The 3,823-nt window shown below is 63.7% G+C and carries 4 protein-coding genes; all 4 read left to right on the top strand.

Translation table 11 applies throughout. The features are described 5' to 3' along the window. The coding region (locus ACRAUW_RS17305) for a substrate-binding domain-containing protein (RefSeq protein ID WP_431363264.1) at window positions 1–507 on the top strand (507 nt) is incomplete at its 5' end. Next, entirely contained in the window at window positions 508–1,266 is a 759-nt protein-coding gene (locus ACRAUW_RS17300; RefSeq protein WP_431363263.1) for an ATP-binding cassette domain-containing protein, read from the top strand. Next, entirely contained in the window at window positions 1,263–2,246 is a 984-nt protein-coding gene (locus tag ACRAUW_RS17295) for an ABC transporter permease (protein ID WP_431363262.1), read from the top strand. Before ACRAUW_RS17300 ends, ACRAUW_RS17295 begins: the two co-directional genes overlap by 4 nt. Before the next feature lie 9 nt (window positions 2,247–2,255). After that, window positions 2,256–3,617: an alpha-galactosidase gene (melA, locus tag ACRAUW_RS17290; RefSeq protein WP_431363261.1), complete on the top strand. Its 1,362-nt coding sequence runs from the start codon at window positions 2,256–2,258 to the stop codon at window positions 3,615–3,617. Window positions 3,618–3,823: the final 206 nt, after the last annotated feature.

Below are 3,823 nucleotides of genomic sequence, written 5' to 3'. Positions count from 1 at the left end.
AAGGGTGACCGCGCCATGGTGTGGGGCATCAAGGATATTGCCCAGCGTAGCGACTCCACCCGTGGCCTGATCAAGACCCTTGAAGAGGCGGGTATGAAGGTCGACTTCATCCAGATCTCGCAGGAAGTGGACAAGGACCCAACTCTGGGCGCCCCGGTCGTCACCTCCTATCTGGCCACCCACCCCGACGTGAAGATGGTGCTGGTGGATCACGGTGCCCTGACCGCCCAGATGGGCAACTTTTTGCGCAACGCCGCCGTCAAACCCGGTGAGCTGTTTGTCGCCGGTTTCAGCCTCTCTCCCGCCACCGCAGACGGGATCCAGTCCGGTTATGTGCAGCTGGTGGCCGATTGCCAACCCTACCTGATGGGTTACCTCTCGGTAGTTCAGCTGGTGCTGAGCGAGCGTTACGGTTTCGCCGGTCTGGACATCAATACCGGGGCCGGTTTTGTCACCAAAGACAACATCGCACTCATCGCCCCGCTGGCGGCCAAAGGTCTGCGCTAAATGACGCCACTGGCCCTCGAGCTGCACGGGCTGAACAAATGGTTCGGCCCGGTGCAGGCCCTGCGGGATATCCATTTCCAGCAGCGGGCGGGTGAAGTGGTCGCCCTGCTTGGCGACAACGGCGCCGGCAAGTCGACCCTGATCCGGGTGATTGCCGGTGCCGAACCGTTCGGCAGCGGCACCCTGACCGTCGCCGGACAGACGGTGGCGGACGATAGCTACGATGTACCCACCGCCCGTCGGCTCGGCATCGAGACCGTCTATCAGAGTGGCGCCCTCGGCGAGCAGCAGAGCGTCTGGCGCAACCTCTTTCTGGGGCGCCATCTGCGCAATCGCTGGGGCTTCATCGACCGGCAGGAGGAGCGACGCCGGGCCGCCGAGCTGCTGCGGGTACTCCATTTTCGCGGCATCGGCGCCAACGTCGATGCCCCGGTCAGCCTGCTCTCCGGCGGTGAGCGGCAGGGACTAGCCATCGGCCGCGCCATGCTGTTCGACGCCAGGCTGGTGATCCTTGATGAACCAACCACCGCCCTCTCCCTCGGTGAGGTAGAGAAGGTGCTCAGCTTTATCGAACAACTGCGGGCACAGGGGCGTGCCTGCCTGCTCATCACCCACAACATGGCCGATGCCTACCGGGTCGCCGACCGCTTCGTGGTGATGGACAGGGGCGCCATCGTCGCCCAGTACCACAAGGCCGACATGACCCTCCCTGCCCTGCAACAGGCGCTGCTGGATGCCGTCAGAAGAGGCAGCCAATGAGACAGTTCCTGCTCGCCCATCGGGCGCCTTTACTGACCGGGCTGATCCTGCTGCTGCTGTGGGGGCTGTTTGCCAGCATCAGTCCGGTCACCTTTTTCCATGGCCGGATCTACACCTCCCTGCTCTCGACCATTCCGCTGACCATTCTGCTGGCGCTGGGGATGACCCTGCTGATCATCGCCCGCGAGATCGATATGAGCTTTCCGGCAATCATCGCGCTGGGGGGATTTATCTTCGCCTGGCTGTTCCAGCACACCGGCTCGCCGCTGCTGGCGCTGCTGGGGGCGATGGCGGGCGGGCTGCTGTGCGGGCTGCTCAATGCCCTGCTGATCGTGCAGTTCCAGATCCCCTCCATCATCGCCACTATCGGTACCCAGTTCTTTATCGGCGGCCTCACCACTGTGCTGGCCGACGGACTGGCCCTCAGCCTGCCCGAGATCCGCGATACCCTGCTCCATACCCTGCTGACTGGCAGAGTGGGGGAGTGGCTGCCCGCCCAGGCCCTCTGGAGCCTGCTGGTGGCACTGCTGCTCTGGCTGCTGCTGGCCCATCACGAGCTGGGGGATAACATCAACTTCATCGGTGACAACCCGGAGGCCGCCCGCCTGATGGGCGTACCGGTCAACCGGATGCGGCTCGGCCTCTTCATGCTGATGGGGCTGCTCGCCGCCCTGGTCGGGGTATTGATCAGCGTGGAGATGAGCAGCTGGTGGCCCAATCAGGGGCAGGGTTACATGCTGCTGGTGTTTGCCTCCGTCTTCATCGGCGGCACCTCGGTACTGGGGGGCAGAGGCACCCTGCTGGGCAGCCTGTTTGGCGCCTGCATCATCGGCATGCTGGAGGCGGGCATCATCAGCGCCGGTCTCGACGGCTTCTGGACCCGGCTGGTCTACGGGGTAATGATCCTCGCCGCCCTGATGATCCACGGCAGCCTGCTGCAACTTCAACAGGGACGCTGGCGTTCCCGTTTTTTCAAATAAGGTTCTGACATGAGCAAAATCACCATTATTGGCGCCGGCAGCGTCATGTTTACCCGCCAGATCGTCTCGGCCCTGCTCTCCTACCCCGCCATGGCGGGCACCGAGTTGGTGTTGATGGATCTCAATCCCGAGGTGCTGGCCCAGAGTCACCGCCTCATCACCATGATGGTGGCGCAATCCGGCCTCCCCATGCTGGTGAGCCAGACCACCAGCCAGCGCGATGCGATTCGCCATGCGGACTTTGTCATCAGCGCCATTCAGGTGGGCGGCCTCGCCCCCTGGAAGCTGGACATGGCGATCCCGGCCAAATACGGGGTGATCCAGGAGGTGGGCGACACCATGGGACCGGGCGGCATCTTCCGCGCCCTGCGCCACATTCCGCCCATGCTGGCGATCCTGCGGGATATGGAGGAGCTCTGCCCGAACGCCCTCTTCATCAACTACGCCAACCCGCTGGCGCCCCTCACCTGGGCAGCCAAGGAGGCGAGCGGCATCCAATCCATCGGTCTCTGCTACGGGGTGCGCTACACCGTCGCCCAGCTCGCCGGTTATCTGGGGGTCGGCCCCTGGGTGGATCACCCCTCCACCCCGGAGCGCTGGCAACGCCTGATGTATCACGATGTGCCCGCCGAGGTGGAGTACGAGTTCGCCGGGATCAACCACATGACCTGGATCACCCGCTTCGCCATCCATGGCGAAGATATGCAGCCGAAAATCCGGGCGCTGGTGAATGATCCGAAAACCCGCGAGGCGGACGGCGTGCGCTGCGAAGTGCTGAAGTTCTTCGGCCTCTGGTGTACCGAGAACCACTGGCACTGCAGCGATTACCTCCCCTACTTCCGCAAGAACGAGGCGATGATCAACCACTTCCTGCCCCAGCGCTGGAATCTGCTGGCCCTGGAGGAGCAGGTTCACGCCGCCGGCAAGGCGGAGATCGCCGCCCAGCTGGCGGGGGAGAAACCCTTCGTCATCGCCCCCAACATGCTCAACGGGCCCAAATTGATCCACGCCATGGTGAGCGGCGAGCGCACCCGCATCAACGGCAACCTGGCCAACTGCCAGCCCGAGGGTCTGCTGGTGGAGAACCTGCCCGCTGACTGCGTCGTCGAGGTACCGATCTGGGTCGATGACAAGGGGCTGCAACCACAGGCGATGGGACGGCTGCCGACCCAATGCGCCAGCCTGTGCAAGAGCAACACCGCAGTGCAGGAGCTGATCGTGCAGGCGGCCCTGACCGGCGATCTCGATGCCGCCCGCTACGCGCTGGCCCTCGACCCGGTCACCGCCACCGTCTGCACCCTGGAGCAGATCCAGCAGATGTTCGACGAGATGTACGCCGCCCAGCGTCAGTGGCTGCCCCAGTTCGCCTGATGGCAATACGGGCCGGGAACAGGCATTCATGCCCGGTCTAGGCCCTTGCCCGGCGACATCGAGATTTATCGTCTCTGACATGGGTTTAGCCATTGCGGCTCAATCGGAGATTGCTAGAATATATCCCTCCATAAAGAGGTAGTCTGTGGCTGTTTATCTGCGCATGCTGGCCAATCTGGCGCTGGGGGGATTCTTCCTCGCCTCCG

The organism is Aeromonas sp. (assembly GCF_050633025.1).
Classification (GTDB): domain Bacteria; phylum Pseudomonadota; class Gammaproteobacteria; order Enterobacterales; family Aeromonadaceae; genus Aeromonas.
The sequence above is the reverse complement of the archived record's forward strand: the minus strand, read 5'-3'. Positions and strand labels throughout refer to the sequence as shown.